The following is an 18,148-nucleotide window of genomic DNA, read 5'->3' as shown; positions in this document are numbered from 1 at the left end:
AGTGTAACTATGGAGCCGGGGGGGAGAATTATCGTGCTGGAGGGCCTTGACAAGTCAGGAAAAACAACCCAAGCTCGATTATTATTTGATTATCTCAATGACAAACGTCGTGGACAGGCAGAGCTGTTAGGCTTTCCGGATTACTCTACCAAGATAGGACAAGAAATTCGTGCCTTCTTAGATGGCAAAGCTGAATACAACGCTGAAACTAAACACATGCTTCTTTCAAGTAATAGATGGGAGAAAAAAGAAGAGATTTTAGAATCCTTAAAATCCGGAAAAACAGTAATCATGAACAGATACTATCAATCCAACCTCGTATATGGCTTGGCAAATGGATTAGATTTCGAATGGTTGTCTGCACTAGATAGAGGTATGCCAAAGGAAGACGTTACCATAATACTAGATGTCAGTCCTCATGTTTCTTATCTACGGAGTATTGCGAATAATTTTATTTTAGATGAATTTGAGAAAAGTCGAGAATTCTTAGAAAAAGTAAGAGCTAATTATCTTGAACTTGCTAAAATATTCAATTGGAATGTTCTTTATTCGGAAAATTCTACGGACATTGTTTTCAAATCAATCCTAAATATAATAGGAGAGTAATAGTATTATTGTTCTGAATATAGAATAAGGGTGTTTAGAAGAACAATGGCTCTAAAATATGTAGGTGAAATTACTGATCCAATACATAAGAACATAAAATTTACAAATGTTGAAATAGAGATAATCGATACCTATATTTTTCAAAGGCTCAGGAGAATTCGTCAGTTAGCTGGCGCTCATCTCGTTTATCCGGGAGCACTTCATTCTAGATTTGAACATTCACTTGGTTCAATGTTTTTGGCTGGGATGGCCGGTCAAACATTATTTGATAAGGGATACTTTGCAGATGCCGATTTGATTCAACACCTAAGATTGGCAGCCCTATTACACGACGTTGGACACGGTCCGTTTTCACATTTATTTGAGGAAATCCTAAAAGATTCCAAAAACTATTCTCATGAGAATCTCGGCGAGAGGATCATCTTGGAAACCAAAATATCAGATATAATAAAACGCAATGGTTATAGTCCTTCTACTGTATCTTCCCTAAGTTTTGGAAAACATAATTCAGGATATTTAAATGAAGTTATTTCTGGTGGATTATCAGTAGATTTGATGGATTACTTGCCTCGTGACAGTTATTTTTCAGGTACTGAATATGGTAAGGTAGATTATTTTAGAATTATTAATTCCCTGGAGGTTGCGTCTTCAAAAGTTTTGGGAATTAACAAATCTGCTTTGTATTCATATGAGTCCATGCTCATCTCAAGATATCAAATGTTCAAGTCTGTTTATTTTCACAAGACTGTCCGATCCGGCGAAGTCATGATATTACACTCCATGAAACATCTTAATCAGGCTCTGCACTTGACTGATTTTGATTCGCTAGAGGATTACCTTAATTTACATGACGAAATGGTCCTTGAATTATTATGCAATTTTCAAGCCCCAAAATCCCGGCACATGGATACTTTTGCAGTAAAGCTTGCTAGAGATTACAAAAACAGAAATTTGCTTAAATGCATCTATGAATACTTTTCATTATCCAATCAAAGATTTGAAAACGCTGGTGACAGTAAACAATTCCCACTAGGCGTTCCTGATGGGACAAGTGATTTTGAAAAACAAATGCATTTTATCCAAAGCGTTATCGGAAATCATCAAGATTCTGGGGAACCTGTGTTTTTAGATATTTCTCGTGCACCTTCAATACCTTTGGCTCCAAAGAAGGAAGAAGTTACTTCAATTATGATAATTAATAAGCAAACAGAATACGAGAAATCATTTGATCAGTTACCATTAATTAATGTCATCACCGGCTATCTTGATATGATTAGAGTATATACTACCAAAGAAAAAAGGAATTTTTTTGAATCTATACTAAAGGAATTTGAAGATCAAAAATTCTAACAATTTTTATAATCACTTGCCAAATGAGATTCTATGATTAAACCAAGGATAGTGATTAAACTGAGTGGGAGTTTATTTAACTTTGAAACTGAATCTGCGCAATTGAATGAGTATGTGCAGCTAATAAAAAAAATAAGCAACGTCTTTCAACCAATTATAGTTACCGGCGGGGGGAAGATCGCAAGATTTTATATCGATTTATCACGAAGCCTTGGAATGGATGAGTCTGGGCTAGATCTGATTGGGATACAGGTTTCACATTTGAATGCAAGACTATTGATCTCGGGTCTAGCCGAATTTTGTTATCCTCTACCACCTAAAAATTTAGAGGAAATTTCGGTAGCTCTTCTGTCAGGCTTAGTAATCGTGACTGGTGGAATTTATCCTGGTCAGAGCACAAACGCAACTTCTGCTTTAATTGCCGAACGAGTGAGTGCGACAAAGTTTTACAATGCTACTGATGTTGATGGAATATACGACTCTGATCCCAGGGTAAATCAGGGGGCCAAAAAATACGACAAAATAAATGTACAAGACTGTTTAAACATTCTAAAATCAGAAAAGTCGATGGCTGGTACTTATGATTTGATGGACTTGATAAGCTTAAAAGTGATAGAGAGATCCAAATTGGCAACGGTGGTATTCAAATCCACTACAAACAACATTGAAAAATTGGTACTCGAAAATGTCAAGATGGGAACTGAAATTACTATATAGTCTTTAACTCACCATCATATCTTTTTAAACCCGCTAATGAAATCTTTTCCAATAATTTATCGCCATCAGGGATACTCATAGGTTTAGTTTGTGCCTTTGCAAACCCTTCTTCGTCAGTAAGATATACTATCATGTTGTTGTCATAGGTGGCCTTACTAACAAATAATTCTTCTCCTACTGGCATGAATCCTTCATCATTGGGATTTTTTTTTATTGTATAAGTTAACATCGCAAATCCAGCGTACTCAAATAATTTCATTTGGGCGGCTCTTGCACGCTGTTGTCCAATAAATGCCGCTTCGTTGTACCTCATAATATGATTCACTGTATTCGTATAGAGGCATATTTACATTTTGCGAATTAACAAAGATCCTCAATCGTAAAGGAAACTTATCTTGGCATTTTTCTGATATGTGTTTATTAATGGGGATTACAAATTAATTTTTATGGCATTCATAAATGGGATGGAATGGATAATAATAATCTTAGTTATCGTTGTCATATTTTTTGGTGCCAAAAAAATCCCTGAATTAGCTAGATCAATGGGGAGAGCAACAAGCGAGTTTCAGAAAGCTAGGGTGGAGGCAAAGAAGTCTCTTTCTAACGAATCATTATCTAATCAAGATAAATCGCAACAATCCATTGACAGAGAAAAACTGGAATCGATTGCAGAGACATTGGGTGTTGATTACTCAAATAAAGATGATCAAGACTTGAAAAACGCCATTGATGAAGAGTTAAAGAAACAGGGTACACCAAAATAGATTATTAAAAATAAAAGTAAGAAATGATAAAAATTCATTTAATACATCCTGGAATGAAAACTTAAAATGAATGCAGATAAACTGATAGATAAATATGATTTAAATAATATTACTCTCGGGGTAATTGGAAGCCATTCTGCTCTAGAGATAATGGATGGCGCCAAAGATGAGGGGTTTAAAACCATATGCATATGCCAAAAAGGCCGAGAGTTACCCTATCAAAGGTTTAGACGATTAGCTGATGAAATATTAATTTTGGATAATTTTTCTGATTTAATGTACGCCGAAAATCAAAAAAAATTACTTGACTTGAACACAATTTTAATTCCACACAGATCATTTGTAGTATATTTGGGGATCGACAACATTGAAAAATTACTAAAAATCCCTATATTTGGAAACAGGTATATTCTTAAAGCTGAGGAGAGACACTCACTAAATAATCAATATGACCTGCTAAGAAAAGCTGGTATTCTTATGCCAAAAATATATACTACACCAGATGAAATTGAAGGTCCTGCCCTTGTCAAGGTTCAGGAAGCCAAAAGAAAACTAGAGAGGGCATTCTTCATAGTAACATCTTATGAAGACTTTAAAAAAAAATCTGCAAAGAGAATTGAAGCAGGGTTAATTACTAAATCCGACTTGGAAAATACCTCAACTATAGAACAATACCTTATAGGTACTTATTTTAATTTTAATTATTTCTATTCACCAGTAGATCGAGAAGTTGAATTTTTGGGTATAGAACGAAGACTACAAACCAACATTCATGACTTTACAACATCGATACCAGCTGTAAATCAACTTGAAATGCCAATTGACCTGCAGAATATAGAAGTTGGACATACGCCAGCGAGTATTAGGGAATCACTTTTGGATAAAGTATTTAAAATGGGGGAAAAATTTGTCCAGTGTACTCTAAAAGAATATCCGCCCGGAATTGTTGGTCCCTTTTCATTACAAAGTGTAGTTACTGTGGATTTGGACATTATAGTATACGATGTCTCCCTTAGGGTACCCGGTAATCCAATTCTTGCCACCACTACTCCATATACTAAATATAAATATGGAGAAACATTCGGTGTTGGTAGGCGGATAGCTATGGAAATCAGACGCGGGCTTGAAAACCCAAACAGTCTCAAGAAATTAGTCACTTAGATGTTTTGCAGAATCAATCCTTTTTCTTAAACCAACACTAAATTCTGATAAGTGGGGGGCATTGCAAAAGTAACTGTGACCTAAGTACAGTCCGGATTCACGGATCCAGAATACCAGGGGGATATTCAGAAAATATCTCGAATTGATCTAAAGCCGGAAGATGGGTTTTTTGGAATAATCTCCTTTCTATCTTTAAAAAGGATTAATCCTTTGTTGTTGTTTCATCAAGCTTTTCGATTAAAATTTTCCTAACCGTTTCACTAAAACTTGGGAGGCTTTCTAGCATGGTTCCTCCACCTTGACCAAAATTTGGAGTTCCACCACCTGAACCACCAAGTATTCTTGAGAGATGACTTGCTAACATATTTGCCTTCACAATTTTTATAGCATCCTTTCCGCAAAAAACAATGACTTTAGCAGATCTATTTTCTGTGACTATAACTGAAATATAGATGAGGTCTGAATTTCGCTCCGTCGAGATTTGACCCACCGAAAGATGAAATTCGTCATCAAACTCTTCATCTATTTTAAAATAATACCTCAGAAATCTATCTTCATTCGATCCTGAGTTGAGAACGAAGGATTCCTTATTTATTCGATCCAAGGATACAATTGAAATTCTTTTCAAAAGATTCTTAATTTTCTTTTTAGATTTATCTAATTCGTTGAAATTTCTTGAAAATGCTTCTAGTATTTTTTCGCGGTTTGTTCCAAGTTTGTTGACAATATATTGTATTTGGTTGTCTTGGTCCTGAACATGAGTCAAAGCATTTTCTCCTGCAACAAATTCTGTTCTGACAACACCATCCTGAATTCTTTCTGTTTTTAGTATTCTTATTAAACCCAGTTCGCCCGTGTTGAAAACATGGGTTCCTCCACATGCTTCAATATCTAGACCGCCGATGTTAACAATCCTTACATCGTTTGTTGGAACAACACCTCCTTGGTAAATTCTAAAGCCATAATTCTGTTCTGCTATTCCCCTACCGTACCAATTAATCATGACTGGTAAATTCCTTCTGACAATTTCATTTGCTTTTCTTTCAATTTCCTGCATTTCATCTCTGGATAAAGCGGAATGATGTGTAATATCTAACCTAGCATAAGTTTCATCCTTGAATGCTGAATTTTGCCAGACCCATGAGCCCAAAACACTTCTTGAAGCATGATTAATTATGTGAGTGGCGGTGTGATTCTTTGTGATAGCCAGCCTCCTCTCTTTGTCGACTATGCAATCAACAACATCTCCTTCATTGAGCTCCAAAGTTCCAACTATATGGTGAAATACCTTGTCTTTAATTTTCACCACGTTATCAACTTTGTAAGTGCCGATGTAACCAAAATCAGGTTCCTGTCCCCCACCCCTTGGATAAAAACAGGTTTTGTCTAATATGACTAGATTCTTGTTAAATATGTTTAAGATCTTTGCGCTAAACGCAAATTTAAGTGGATCGTTATAATACAGTAAGGCAGTACCATTAATACTATCAAGATCAACGTTATCATCAAAATCAAATTCTTTTTTATCCCTTTTTTCAGAACGATTGATAGAATGTAATTCTGAAAGTCTTATATAAAAATTTGCTGGGACTGTATCGAGAAGTCCGTTTTCAACCAGATAATCTGGAGTAACCCCATCGGATTCATAGAGACGGATCAAATCATCTACACTCAATTTGGTTTTACCTTTCTTAATTTTAGCTGAAATCGCAACAATTCTGTCTTGTGTTTCAATAAATCTTCTACTCTCTATATCAAAAATTTCGTGAATATCGTTTCTATATTCTATCAATTCTGGATAGAGAGGCCGAAGTTGGTCCAAATGCAGATCAACAATGTCTGTAACTTTGAGTCCTAGGCGGAGTTTTTTTAATAGGGAAAGTGTTCTTCTAAGAAGAACCCTCAAATTATACCCACCACCAACATTGGATGGTAATGAGCCGTCGCTTATAGCGAAAACTAGAGTTCTTGTGTGATCTATAATTGTGTATAATGATTCGTATGGAACTACAATCTTTTGCAATTTTTCAAAATCTATATTTAATTCTAGCGCTATCTGTTTTTTTACATACAAAATATCCGATGTAGATTCCAACTTTGCAGAAATTCTGCTAAAGTAATCTGAAAGTATCTTGGTTTGATAATTGTTGTTTCTATTTGAAGTAAATATACTATCCATTCCGCACATCTCATATATCCTCTTTAGTACCCGTTCAAAAGTACAATCGTAACTAGTTGGAGTTCCGTTTGTAATCCAGGAAAGTCTCTCTAAACCTGCTCCCATATCTATTATTTTATTTTTAAGAACCTTATGATCTTTTTCTGTGCCCTCAAATTCTGTGAAGACGGCATTTCCTAATTCTAATCCTCTTACAAAATATTCAAGCGAGCTACCAAATGCTCCAGCCCCCATCCATACATCCTCTACGAACGTTATTTCAGTTTTAGGTATTCCAAATACGTCTACCAACAATCCGAAATCCAATTCTATGCATTTATCCTTCCAGTACCCTCCTTTAGTATCGGCATCACATATTTGCCCTACCATACAAAATGAGGTGTAGTGCCTTCCGGTAATACCAACGTTCTCAATGTCATTAAATCTCAAACACATTTGAGGGACTACTAGGGGATTGCCGGGCAATTCAAAGATTACTTTACCATCGGCAACTCTTTGAAAATCTACAATTGAGGCGATAGTATAGTAAAGGTCATCTCTCCACCTGCATACAACAGGATATCTGTTAACTATGCTGTGACCATTTTTTTCGAAGTAATCCCTGATCTTCTCCCACGATTGGGTATAACTAAATCTACTTGAAGTGGGTGGATTTCCAATAAATGAGTAGTTTTCATGATCCGGACAAATTGATCTTTGTGGAATAGCCCAAAAGTATCTGCTACAAATTGAGCAACTCTGTCGAATAAAGCCTAATTTTTCAAAAAGCGAAACTTTATAATATTTTTTATAATCATTTGAGAAAAGTGAAAGAAGCTCGGATTTATTCAAATTAAAAATAATTTAAGTATTGAGAATATTAATGCTTTTAAATCCTACAAGGGCAGGTAAATAATTTTTGCTTATGAAGAAATCGCCTCGTTGATGAACTTAACATAAGTATCTTTTGGAGCAGCACCAATAGTTCTTTTTATCTCTTTTCCGTTTTTGAAAATCAACAGTGATGGAATAGATTGGATACCATACTTCATTGCGATTTCTTGGTTTTCATCTACGTTGAGTTTAACCACTTTAATTTTATCTGAATATGATTGTGCTATTTGTTCAACAACTGGACCAACCATACGGCATGGACCACACCACTCAGCCCAAAAATCTACAAAAACTGGTTTGTCAGATTTGAGGACCTCTGATTCCCAATTTCCGGTTGTTACATGAAAGACATTCTCGTTTCCCATAAAGATTATTATGCTCTAACCGTATTTGAATATTTGTTCGATAACAAAAATAGATTTACAATGCTTCATAAGAGCGGTAGAAATGCATTACCTACAAGTAAGGAGGATAAAAATTAAAAAATTGAAACAAGCCTGGCTATTGACTCCTATTTTATAAATAATTCAAATAAGTGTGAAAACGTCTATACTAAAAGATTTACTAAAGAATGTTGAGACAGATATGGTAGCCATTATGGCCCCCTTTTATATCTGAAGTTCAAATCTATAATGCATTCTGTGATTCATCTGTACAAATTCACAGAATGCTGACTGGGGTTGAATTTACTAAATATCATTTTCAAACGTCTTTCTCATCCCATAAGGAATCTACTTTGTTAGAAGATAAGTAAGAAATCACGATCTCTAGTTTCAACGAACATGAGAATGCAATTGAGAGCTAAAATAGCATGCTAGAATGAAATTTAGTCAAAATTGAGTCACAGTTGTAGTTTGTTAACACATAAAGCATTATTAGAAGAAAATCAATGTCTAAGGGATATACCTTTTCTGAGGTGAAAAAGATATATTCTTATAAAAATTTGAAATTATTGTATAATATTGGAAGACAAAATCATTGCTGAAGATGAATTGGGCGAATGGAGAAGGACTCACTATTCCTTTCAAATTTCTGATTCCGTAATTAATCAAGTAGTTGCAGTTATAGGATGGATATCTTCAAAACGAGATCATGGGAACGTACTTTTTGTCCAGGTAAGAGATAGGTTTGGTGATATTCAAATTGTTGTAAAGAAGAAGGAGTTGAGTGAGGGTATATTTGAGTCATTAAAAAGTTTGAAAGAGCATTCCTCAATTGCCATCCGTGGAAAAGTTGTTAAACAAAAGAATTCGAGCAACGAATTTGAAATAATACCTGAGGAAATCAAAATCCTTTCCGTATCCAATAAATCTGCACCATTCCTTACACAGGCTATTTCTTCGATTGGTATTGACACCAGATTGGACCTTAGGGCCATCGATTTAAGAAGAAATCATTTACAAAATGTTTTTAAAATAAGGAATACGATTCTGAATTCTATTCGGGGGTATTTAAGTGACAACTATTTCGTCGAAGTCAATACACCCAAAATGATAGCCACTGCTACCGAAGGAGGTGCAGCATTATTTCCAATCTTTTATTATGATAGGGAGGCATTTTTGGCACAGAGCCCGCAGTTATATAAAGAACAATTGACAATGGCTTTTGAAAATGTATTTGAAATAGCTCCTATATTTAGAGCTGAACCCTCTAGGACAAACAGGCATCTTTCTGAAGCAATGTCCATTGATGTGGAAAAAGCATATGTAGACTATAATGACATGATGGATTATCTTGATAACTTGATACGTCATATTATTAAAAATATCAGGGACAAAAATGAAAATGAACTAAAGAGTTTGGAAATTGAACTACCTGACGTTAGTAAACCTTTCAGTCGAATTACTTATTCTCAATTAGTGGAAAATTTACAAAATAGTCACAAGTATATTCGATGGGGTGATGATATTGCACCCAAACTACTCAAGGATTTGTTTGGAGATGAATTTTATTTTATCACTGACTGGCCAGCTTCTACAAAGCCATTCTATGTGAAATCAAAGAAAATCGATCCTTTACCCGGTCCAAATACAGAAAATGATCCTCATGTTTTAAGTGAATCATTTGATTTAATGTATGGAAGCCTAGAATTGTCATCCGGTAGTACACGTATCAACAATAAAGATAATTTAATGGAGAGTATGAAAAAGAAGGGGTTGAGTCATCAGGCATTCGATTACCACCTGAGGGTTTTTGACTACGGAGTTCCCCCCCATGCTGGTTTTGGACTCGGGCTAGAAAGACTATTGATGGCTATATTAAAACTAGATAATATAAGGGATGCGACTTTTTATCCTAGAGATATAGATAGACTTACCCCATAAGATAAATATAAAGTACGTCTAGATCCCATTAGCTAACCATGGCGATGGGTATTGATATTAGAAAATTATGCAATTTAACTAAGTTGGAGATACCCGAGCAAGATATGACGGCTATTTCTGAAAAGCTGAAGGAAGTGCTCTTAATGTTCGACAAGTTAGATGGATTCACAACTGACGGTTCTGAAGACAATGACATCGAGGATTTAAAGCTAGAACGGGATTTTGAAAACTTGCGAAACGACAAACCGAGACCACATCTAAGATCCTCGGAAACAGCTCAAATGATGATCAAATTAAAGAATATCAAAGACGGCTTTGTTCTCGGACCAAGGATTTGAAATTGAGAAATCTTTATGAATTACCAGCCTTCTTAGTTTCACAAAAGATTAAGGAGCAAGAGATTAGCGCTGAAGAGTATATTTCGATAATTATTGAAAGGATAAAACAAGTTGATTCTAAAATAAATTCCTTCATTAGCCATAATTTTGAAAGTGCCATAACAAAGTCAAGAGCAATTGATAAGAAAGTTAAAGAAGGAGTTAACACTGGTTTACTGACCGGCATTCCGGTAGGAATTAAGGATAATATCAGTGTGCAAGGTTTAAAAAATACATGTGCTTCTCGCATGTTAGCTGATTACATATCTCCTTATAATTCAACGGTGGTAAACAGGATTGAGGAGCAAGATGGTATCATTATAGGAAAATTGAATATGGATGAGTTTGGAATGGGGACTACTTCTGAGTATTCAGTTTTTGGTCCAGTTAGAAATCCATGGAATATTGATTATGTCGCTGGTGGTTCTTCGGGAGGAAGCGCCGCCTCCGTTGCTTCATTGCAAATACCCTTATCTTTAGGATCAGATACAGGTGGATCGATCAGATGTCCTTCCAGCTTTTGCTCAGTTATTGGAATTAAACCGACTTATGGAAGTGTGAGTAGGAGTGGACTGGTTTCTTATTCTAATTCATTAGAACAGATAGGGCCAATTGCAAGAACCATATACGATTTGGTTCCAATCTTAAATGTTATTTCTGGAGAAGATCCTAGAGACAATACCACTGTTCACCAAAAATACAATTACCAAATGAATAGTATTGACGATATTTTGTCTAAAAAGTATAAAATTGGTGTACTTGGTAACTTGATTGATGATTCAGAAATTGAAGTGGCCAGAAATAACAGAAAAAAAGTCAAACAGTTAGAAGACTATGGTTGTGAAATAGAGGACACAAGACTGCCTCTCTCTGATTATGCGTTAGCTTCATATTATATCATAGCAACAGCAGAGGCAAGCAGTAATTTGTCGAGATTTGACAATTTACGATATGGTTATGAAGGTAGCCCCGAAGGTTATGAATGGAATAGTTTCTTTTCCGAATCCAGATCAAGATTCGGAGATGAGGTAAAGCTTCGGATTCTTCTAGGTTCCTATGTGTTGTCAGCTGGTTATTTTGGAAAATACTATGCAAAAGCACAAAAACTAAGATCAAAGATTAAAAGAGAGTTTGGTTTGTTGTTCAATAAATATGATATTTTACTCTTACCGACGATGCCTATCTTGCCATTTAAGATAGGTGAAAAAACAGAACAAACAATAGAACAATACAACTTAGACGTTTACACGATATTAGCTAATCTTGCCGGAATACCTGCAATTTCGATACCGGCTGGTCTATCTGAAAAAGGCCTTCCTATTGGAGTGCAACTGATAGCAAATGCATTTGACGAACAAAAATTAATTGATGCTGCTGTTTTGCTTGAAAAAGTTGATAGTTTTGAGACCAGGGATCCAAGTATATGAGCAATAAAATGAAGATAGCTCCAGATTTGAAAATAGGGCTAGAAATACACTGTCAGCTAACTAATCTTCATACAAAGCTATTTTGCGATTGTCTGTCTAATTATAGAAATTCCTCTCCAAATGAAAATACATGCCCTATTTGCTTAGGATTGCCGGGTACATTGCCCTTAGTAAATAAGAAGGCAGTAGAATTTGCTTCTATGATCTGTATGGCCTTTAATTGTCTTATTCCTGAAAAGGTATCATTTTATAGAAAAAATTACTTTTACCCAGACTTGCCCAAAAATTATCAAATAACCCAGTATAACTCCTATGAATTAAGCAGTATTGGTTACCACGGGACAATTGAATTTGTTGGAGAATCAAAATTCAAAACTGATTCAACTGACAAAAGTCAGGAGAGAAGTAAAATAAGAATTACCAGAGTTCAACTGGAAGAAAATCCAGGAAAAATAACTTATGAAGACGATAAATCCGCTGCAAATAATTACTCACTTATTGATTACAATCGGGCTGGTGTATCGTTAGTTGAAATCGTAACAGAACCTGATTTTACTAGTCCAATAGCCGTTAGGACTTTCTTAAATGAAATTGTTAACATGTTTGAATATCTAGGAGTCACCGATCCAAGTTTGGAAGGGTCAGTTAGATGCGATGTTAATGTTTCTTTAGGAGGTGGAAATAAAGTTGAAATTAAGAATATTAGTTCATTTAAAGAGGTAGAAAAATCAATATATTATGAGATCACTAGACAAAAAACTCTGATTATGCATGATATTGAGATAAAATCAGAGACCAGACATTGGGATGAGAAAAGAAAGGTGACTGTAGCCGCCAGATCTAAAGAAGAGGAAGAGGAGTACCGTTATTTTCCAGAGCCTGATATTCCGAGAATTATTTTGGGGCCCAATTTTGTGCACAGGGTAAGAATCAATATGCCTGAATTACCAATTGACAGGCTAAAGAGATATATTGAAGTGTACAAGATAACCGACCATACAGCGAAGATTTTAATTAACGATAAAAAAATAAGTGATTTTTTTGAACAATCACTAAAATACTATAAATCCCCGATAGAAATATCCAATTGGATAGTCAATGAATTACTTACAAAGATTAATGAGAAAGATAGGGAAGGTTTAACTGATCACAATGTAAGGGGGCTAGATACATTGAACGTTTCGCCGAGTCAGGTAGCCGAGATCGCGAAACTAGTAGAGGTAAAATCATTAAACAGATCTATAGCAAGAGAGATATTTGATAAGAGCATCAAATCTGGTACAAGTCCATTGAAAATAATAGAGAACTTGCAAATAGAAAAAATTTCTGATGAGGCATCGATTGTAAAGATAATTCAGGAAATCATAAATTCTCAGCCTCATCTGATAGAACAGTCAAAAAATAATCCAAATGTCATCAATTATGTCTTAGGGCTTATAATGAAAGAAACTAAAGGAAGAGCCAATCCCAAAATTGCTATGAAATTGATCAAAGAAGCCATAAGAGTAAATTAAATCCAATATTTTCATCCTGGGCTTAAAGCATAGGAATATGACGATTTCAGGTTTTTCCTAAATAGTTTAATCATAAATAAATACCTCGAAGAACATTAGGATAGCTAATACATGTCCATCTCAAACGATTTAGATGAAGTATCTATATTTATTGTTTGTCCTGGTTGCAAGACTAGGTCCCCAAAGGATTGGATAGTTAAGCACATGGAATCCAAAACAAGACCTCGAGTACAAATCTCAGGTGTATTTTAGATGCGTTATTTGCAATCAGACTACAAAGATATTCGATAAGAAACTAATAAAATTTATAGATAACGAAGTTATGAAAAATGACGAATACTAGTCAAGTTGGAAAAGATAATTTGAAAAATAGTTGGCTTGCAAGATCAGATAAAATCTTGTCTAGATATAACATTTATGGATTATTTTATTAGTGTTCTTTTTAATAGAGCGGCCCTTAAACGAAGAACGAAATTACGGCTGTGCTTCTCACAGATTTTGTACTAACTCATTGAATTTAAATCATTTCATATCAATAGAAGATGAACTTGAGGATCGCTGATGTATGATTTAATGAATTTCAATGAATTGGATTCTACATTATCTAAATAGGAAGGATGAATATCGGCATTGAGCCGAATCAATTTTGATAACAGACTTTACATATTCTGTAATACTATCCACACGATCCCATCTTCATGAAATATATGTATCACAACTATACATGCTTAGAAGGAATTGTGGCATTTTATTCATGCTACATTCTATTCTATTCTATTTTGTCTATCTCTTCTAAATTTCTCATTACAATCGGTAAAAAAGATCCGATATCTGTGACTACTCCTATCGCTTGAGTTGTTCCCCTGTCCAATAATTTAGTTACTACCGATTGGTTTATATCGACTGCAATAACTTTAACAGATGCAGGTAACATATTCCCAACTGCAATGGAATGGAGCATAGTTGACAGCATTATTACCAAATTAGCTCCTTGCAATAATAATTTATACTTTTTTTGAGCTTCAACTATATCTGTAATTACATCAGGAATGGGGCCATCGTCTCTTATTGATCCGCACAGCACAAATGGAATATGGTTACTAATGCATTCATACATAATTCCACTTTTGAGGATGTTTTTCTCTACCATTGACCTTATAGATCCTGCCTTAAATACTTCATTTACTATGGCCATATGATTGCGATGTCCACGAACAGCGAGTGTTCCATCATCAACATGCATTCCCAATGATGTTCCAAGTAACGAATTTTCAATATCGTGTACTGCTAAGGCGTTTCCCGATAAAATTCCGTCTATAAAACCCAACTTTATGAGCCTTGCCAATATATCTGAAGCTCCAGAATGAACTACAACGGGTCCCGCTACCACAATTATTTTTCCTTGTTCTTTCTTTGTGCGATATAAGTCAATAGCTACTTTTTTTGCAATTTGTTGTGTGGGTCTTTCGCTGGAGCTAGAACTACTCATAAACTGAAATATATCAACTCCCTCCCTAGGTCTCTCCTGGGGTATAATTCTGACTCCTCTTTCACCCGTAACAACAAGGTCGCCTTTTATGACATCTCGGTTGGTTTTACATTCTGCACTTTTGGTAACCGGATTGTAGACAATGCATTTATCCATCATCATGTTTTTAACATTTATCCATTCATTATGGTAGAATAGTTGAGTTGGATTGTTAGTGGTGCTATAAAAGTCATCTGGTAATACCATATCTCGAGGTGAGGGAACACATTTGACTTCGTCGACTGAAACACTAGTAGCGCCCTCTCGAAACAAGTTTTCTAAGATATTTAGCAAATGATCGTCGCTGTTACCTCGAATCACTAGGCGTGCATAACTATGATCTTCTTTCCTCTTGCCAATCTCAAATTCTAAAACGGTAAAATCGCCTTTTAAATCCATTATCTTATCAAAAATGCGGGTAAGTATTGATGAGTCAACAAGATGACCCTTTACTTCTATTTCCTTTTCGAATTTACCCATCTGTATTCATTATTTATGCTTTTTAAAATTCCTTTCCTCAAAAAGGATATAATTTACACTGGTAACGATAATTTGCCAAAATATTCCCGTAAGTTTCCTGATTCCACTATTTTGGATTTTATTGCATCCATTGATTGGAGTGAAAACCAATTGGCTATCGCCTTAGCAATTCCATTCTTATCACAAATAGCAATCAAATATCCTTGTTCTTCATGAACTATGGCAAAATAGTTTTCTTCTCCTACAGGTTCCCAATTGTTACTGTTGTTATCCTTTAAGGCAAGTGCTGGTAATGCAGGAGTGCTATCTGGTAGGAAATTTGATAACAATTCCTGTGCACTTTTTACTCTTTTTTCGCCTATTTTTAAGGCTACGAAATATTGCATATTTTAATTACAAAAGTACTCTAATATCTCTTTTATATCTTCTAATTCCTTATTGTGTTGTATATTTTTTTTAGAAGTTTTAGGTAATTGAAAATTTGGTCCATGAGACATATATGTCAAGCCTGATTGGAAAAAAGGCCTAACCTTTTCCTTTTTGATCTCTCTCCTATTATCTAAATAGTACTTTGCCTGTACAACCATTTCTAGTTTATCAATAAGATGTACGAACTTTGATTCAAATGACCTGTTCTTTTGATATTCGTGCCATAATTGCAAATATTTTTTTTTCAAAGTTTTTGATGATATCTTTCCTGTTATCCTATGGAAAGCTTTGTCTTCCAGTTTTCTTTTCAAGAATTCTTTATCATCGTCTGGAGTAATATCTCCAATAATTGACTCAGCCAGATCATGGATTAGAGCCATCTCAATAAGTCTAGCTTTTTGTTTATAAGAATATCTATATTTTTCTGAAAAAAAGAAGACTAAAACTATCATCAAAAGTGTATGGGATGCAACAGACTCTGCATTCTCAATCTCTAGCTTCTGTTTCCAGCCAGTTCTTGATAATTCTTTTAATTTGTAGAAGTGTTCTGTAAAATCAGATATAACTTGTTGTTTTGATTTGGTTCTCCTCCTGCTTCCCACCATGAGAATTCTAAATAGTCACTACATTTGAAATATTTGAATCATTATGAGATGTGGAATCTCTTTCATTAACCCGGGAATATCAAAAGAGCGATCCAGCATGACAGTTAGCAGAGTAGCAACTATTGACAATGCGATAGTAACTATGACAATATATAATACATTTGTAATTTGAGTCATGTTAGGATAAAAAACACAAAATAATTTAATTCTTTAATTTACCCCTTTTCAACCCAAATTAACCACTAATAATATTAGTTTTAGATAATAATTATGACTGATGGTTAAGGACAATGGAGTTAATTTGGCTCAGAGCTTTTTCAATAAGAATAACTCAAGTGGCTATGACAGATTAGTACAATTTGCCACCTTGGGCCAAGACGCAAACTGGAAAAAGCAGATAGTTAAGAGTGTACCCTCCGGATCAAGGGTTTTGGAGATGGCTTGTGGCACAGGAATTCTTACTTCTTTATTAAAACAGAATGCCAATATTGTCTATGGCATTGACTTGACATTTGGGTACCTTCGTATACTACGGGAGAAAAGGATTAAGATAGATTTTATAAACGGCACAGCTGAATTTTTGCCGTTTCAAACCAAGTATTTTGATTGTATCGTAGCATCCTATTTGCCAAAATACGTCGATCTAGATTCATTGGTTAATGAATGCCACCGAGTTCTGAAACAAAAGGGCCTCCTTATACTTCACGATTTTACCTATCCGAAGAAACTAACCTATCAATTAGCTTGGAAGACTTACTTTAGAATCATAAAGGCTCTTTGGAAGTTTGATGGTAAGTGGACAAACGTGTTTGACGGGCTTGATAAACTTATTATCAAAAACCATTGGGACTTGAAATTAATTTCAACACTCATGTCATATAGCTTTGTTCAGATAAGTAAGGAATATCAAACTTTCGAAACCTCTGCGATAGTATCTGCGTTTAAAGATGAATAATGACTCTAGACTGAACGAGTGGTTCGTACCCAAGTTCGGTCCCCTAAAATTTCGATTATTTTGTGGAATGCTCTTTCTTCCATATACCGGCATGTGTATTTCATTCGTCGTTTGGGGCAGCATGATGGCAGGTTCATTTGAGTTATGGAAACTAGGCTTAATTGTTTTAATTTATTTTCTTTCTCTCGGCATAGGGGCTCACGTGGCTGATAATATAGGCTCTAGGAAAATAAAACCGTGGGGAGACCTACTCAGCAAGAAACAATCATGGATCATTATCATTGCTTGTTTGAGCATATCTTACGGGCTAGGATTGTATTATGCTATTCTATATGCACCATTCTTAATTTTTATTGCAATAATTGAAGGCTTTTTTCTTTTTGCATATAATTTTGAGCTTTTAAACGGAATGTTCCACAAGAACTATTGGTTTGCTTTTTCATGGGGCATGTTGCCTTTTCTTGCTGGTTTTGTAATTCAGACAAGCGCCATCACATCTTTCTCCATAATACTCTCATTAATACCCTTTATGCTGAGCTACATAGAGATTAGAATTTCCAGACTCTATAAATATAATAAGAGATGTAACGGTAATTCTAAGGCAACTTACAAGTATGAGATAATCCTTAAATCACTGAGTATTGGCATTATATCCCTGACTATTATTTTACTTTTCACATTTACAATTGTGCAATAACTAAAATACCTTTTAACTATTTTCTCTTGATCATTGGGTTTAATATTCAATACAACTTAAACAATTAGGAAAAGGAGCAGTTGCTGATTTACTTATGACTACTAGTAAGTAGGAAAGATCTATCCTCTGGCTTTTTTAATGTTCCTTTATAACTACTATGTG

General features: G+C 34.9%; 19 protein-coding genes. 12 read left to right on the top strand and 7 right to left on the bottom strand.

Annotation, left to right across the window (positions count from 1 at the left end):
- Nucleotides 1–9 precede the first annotated feature (9 nt).
- From tmk to pyrH, 3 genes are read left to right on the top strand one after another with little or no spacing between them, the layout of a single operon-like run.
- Nucleotides 10–606 (top strand): dTMP kinase, encoded by a 597-nt coding sequence (tmk, locus tag AB0A59_RS08280; protein ID WP_458742859.1) that lies wholly within the window; start codon nt 10–12, stop codon nt 604–606.
- Nucleotides 607–651: 45 nt separating this feature from the next.
- The gene (locus AB0A59_RS08275; protein ID WP_458742858.1) at nt 652–1,956 is read left to right on the top strand and encodes an HD domain-containing protein; all 1,305 of its coding nucleotides are present in this window, start codon (nt 652–654) and stop codon (nt 1,954–1,956) included.
- 33 nt (nt 1,957–1,989) lie between these two features.
- The gene (gene pyrH, locus AB0A59_RS08270) at nt 1,990–2,673 is read left to right on the top strand and encodes a UMP kinase (RefSeq protein ID WP_458742856.1); all 684 of its coding nucleotides are present in this window, start codon (nt 1,990–1,992) and stop codon (nt 2,671–2,673) included.
- Here the strand turns inward: pyrH and AB0A59_RS08265 are convergent.
- The gene (locus tag AB0A59_RS08265) at nt 2,666–2,986 is read right to left on the bottom strand and encodes a hypothetical protein (RefSeq protein ID WP_458742854.1); all 321 of its coding nucleotides are present in this window, start codon (nt 2,984–2,986) and stop codon (nt 2,666–2,668) included. The two genes, pyrH and AB0A59_RS08265, sit on opposite strands and share 8 nt — an antisense overlap.
- 133 nt (nt 2,987–3,119) lie before the next feature.
- Between AB0A59_RS08265 and AB0A59_RS08260 the strand changes: the two genes are divergently transcribed.
- Together AB0A59_RS08260 and AB0A59_RS08255 are read left to right on the top strand one after the other, a co-directional pair.
- Nucleotides 3,120–3,437, top strand: a complete 318-nt coding sequence (locus AB0A59_RS08260) for a twin-arginine translocase TatA/TatE family subunit (RefSeq protein WP_458742852.1) — start codon at nt 3,120–3,122, stop codon at nt 3,435–3,437.
- 66 nt (nt 3,438–3,503) lie between these two features.
- Nucleotides 3,504–4,598 (top strand): DUF1297 domain-containing protein, encoded by a 1,095-nt coding sequence (locus AB0A59_RS08255; RefSeq protein ID WP_458742850.1) that lies wholly within the window; start codon nt 3,504–3,506, stop codon nt 4,596–4,598.
- A 202-nt stretch (nt 4,599–4,800) separates the two neighbouring features.
- On the opposite strand, the gene alaS is transcribed toward AB0A59_RS08255, so the two are convergent.
- A complete protein-coding gene (gene alaS / locus AB0A59_RS08250; RefSeq protein ID WP_458742848.1) occupies nt 4,801–7,608 on the bottom strand; it encodes an alanine--tRNA ligase in 2,808 nt (935 codons plus the stop codon).
- 71 nt (nt 7,609–7,679) lie between these two features.
- On the bottom strand, nt 7,680–8,015 hold the full coding sequence (trxA, locus tag AB0A59_RS08245) for a thioredoxin (RefSeq protein WP_458742847.1): 336 nt from the start codon (nt 8,013–8,015) through the stop codon (nt 7,680–7,682).
- 597 nt (nt 8,016–8,612) lie between these two features.
- Here trxA and aspS point away from each other — a divergent pair.
- From aspS to AB0A59_RS08220, 5 genes are all read left to right on the top strand, one after another.
- Nucleotides 8,613–9,974: an aspartate--tRNA(Asn) ligase gene (gene aspS / locus AB0A59_RS08240; RefSeq protein WP_458742846.1), complete on the top strand. Its 1,362-nt coding sequence runs from the start codon at nt 8,613–8,615 to the stop codon at nt 9,972–9,974.
- Between the two features lie 104 nt (nt 9,975–10,078).
- Entirely contained in the window at nt 10,079–10,312 is a 234-nt protein-coding gene (locus tag AB0A59_RS08235) for a hypothetical protein (RefSeq protein WP_458742844.1), read from the top strand.
- Nucleotides 10,313–10,314: 2 nt separating this feature from the next.
- The gene (gatA, locus tag AB0A59_RS08230; RefSeq protein ID WP_458742842.1) at nt 10,315–11,778 is read left to right on the top strand and encodes an Asp-tRNA(Asn)/Glu-tRNA(Gln) amidotransferase subunit GatA; all 1,464 of its coding nucleotides are present in this window, start codon (nt 10,315–10,317) and stop codon (nt 11,776–11,778) included.
- Nucleotides 11,775–13,292, top strand: a complete 1,518-nt coding sequence (gene gatB / locus AB0A59_RS08225; RefSeq protein WP_458742840.1) for an Asp-tRNA(Asn)/Glu-tRNA(Gln) amidotransferase subunit GatB — start codon at nt 11,775–11,777, stop codon at nt 13,290–13,292. Before gatA ends, gatB begins: the two co-directional genes overlap by 4 nt.
- 111 nt (nt 13,293–13,403) lie before the next feature.
- Nucleotides 13,404–13,544 carry a hypothetical protein gene (locus tag AB0A59_RS08220; RefSeq protein ID WP_458742839.1) on the top strand — a complete coding sequence of 47 codons (141 nt, stop codon included), beginning with the start codon at nt 13,404–13,406 and terminating at the stop codon, nt 13,542–13,544.
- A 517-nt stretch (nt 13,545–14,061) separates the two neighbouring features.
- On the opposite strand, the gene AB0A59_RS08215 is transcribed toward AB0A59_RS08220, so the two are convergent.
- From AB0A59_RS08215 to AB0A59_RS08200, 4 genes are read right to left on the bottom strand one after another with little or no spacing between them, the layout of a single operon-like run.
- The gene (locus tag AB0A59_RS08215; RefSeq protein WP_458742837.1) at nt 14,062–15,300 is read right to left on the bottom strand and encodes an ornithine cyclodeaminase, nickel-pincer nucleotide-dependent; all 1,239 of its coding nucleotides are present in this window, start codon (nt 15,298–15,300) and stop codon (nt 14,062–14,064) included.
- Nucleotides 15,301–15,353: 53 nt separating this feature from the next.
- Entirely contained in the window at nt 15,354–15,686 is a 333-nt protein-coding gene (locus AB0A59_RS08210) for a hypothetical protein (protein WP_458742835.1), read from the bottom strand.
- 3 nt (nt 15,687–15,689) lie between these two features.
- A complete protein-coding gene (locus tag AB0A59_RS08205) occupies nt 15,690–16,334 on the bottom strand; it encodes an HD domain-containing protein (RefSeq protein ID WP_458742833.1) in 645 nt (214 codons plus the stop codon).
- An 18-nt stretch (nt 16,335–16,352) separates the two neighbouring features.
- On the bottom strand, nt 16,353–16,511 hold the full coding sequence (locus AB0A59_RS08200; protein ID WP_458742831.1) for a hypothetical protein: 159 nt from the start codon (nt 16,509–16,511) through the stop codon (nt 16,353–16,355).
- A 100-nt stretch (nt 16,512–16,611) separates the two neighbouring features.
- Between AB0A59_RS08200 and AB0A59_RS08195 the strand changes: the two genes are divergently transcribed.
- Together AB0A59_RS08195 and AB0A59_RS08190 are read left to right on the top strand one after the other, a co-directional pair.
- The gene (locus tag AB0A59_RS08195) at nt 16,612–17,289 is read left to right on the top strand and encodes a class I SAM-dependent methyltransferase (protein WP_458742830.1); all 678 of its coding nucleotides are present in this window, start codon (nt 16,612–16,614) and stop codon (nt 17,287–17,289) included.
- Nucleotides 17,290–17,356: 67 nt separating this feature from the next.
- Nucleotides 17,357–17,986 (top strand): hypothetical protein, encoded by a 630-nt coding sequence (locus AB0A59_RS08190; protein ID WP_458742829.1) that lies wholly within the window; start codon nt 17,357–17,359, stop codon nt 17,984–17,986.
- Nucleotides 17,987–18,148 lie beyond the last annotated feature (162 nt).

The organism is Candidatus Nitrosocosmicus sp. T, assembly GCF_054408485.1.
Note: the sequence above shows the minus strand (reverse complement) of the source record. Positions and strands in the feature narration are given on the sequence as shown.